The following is a 542-nucleotide window of genomic DNA, read 5'->3' on the forward strand; positions in this document are numbered from 1 at the left end:
ATGTAATTAGATAAAGGCTAGGAAGTGATTGCTTCTTAGCCTTTTTAGAAAGGAAAGTCATGAATACACGTGTCTTTAAAGACATCTCAAAATACCAACACAGGGCTTGGTTAGGTTTCACTACAAGACAAATCATCTTTGTTTTACCAGCCTTTATTGTCACAATTATTGTTTTGGGCTTGAATCTCTTTTTCTGGCAATTTGGAGATTGGTTTGTTTACGGTTTTGTGTTTGCCTTTACCATCCCCCTCATGCTATTTGGAGTCTATAAACCCAATGATTTATATTTTGAACATTATTTGAAATACCGTCTACATTTTGAATTAACGGTTCCCCTACGCACAATTACAGGAAAGAAAGGATCTGAACATGAAAAGAAAATCAAATACATTAAAGAAACAAAAAACTTCAATGACTAATAAAAAGGAAAAAGTTAAAGATAAAAAAGAGGAAGTGTTACCATCAACGGCTAATACTCTTTCCTATCAAGCCCTGTATCAAAATGGTCTGATGCAGGTGAAAGAAGATTATTTCTCACAAAG

At 33.8% G+C, this 542-nt stretch carries 1 protein-coding gene; it reads left to right on the top strand.

Going from position 1 to position 542, the window contains the following annotated elements; translation table 11 throughout:
• Positions 1-59 precede the first annotated feature (59 nt).
• Positions 60-419 (top strand): PrgI family protein, encoded by a 360-nt coding sequence (locus HMPREF2701_RS00185; RefSeq protein WP_001097591.1) that lies wholly within the window; start codon positions 60-62, stop codon positions 417-419.
• Positions 420-542 lie beyond the last annotated feature (123 nt).

It is taken from the genome of Streptococcus sp. HMSC077D04, assembly GCF_001808785.1.
Lineage (GTDB): Bacteria > Bacillota > Bacilli > Lactobacillales > Streptococcaceae > Streptococcus > Streptococcus mitis_BX.

Coding starts and splice junctions, on each gene's coding strand:
- HMPREF2701_RS00185 (WP_001097591.1), top strand. CDS start 60: ATGAATACACGTGTCTTTAAAGACATCTCAAAATACCAACACAGGGCT.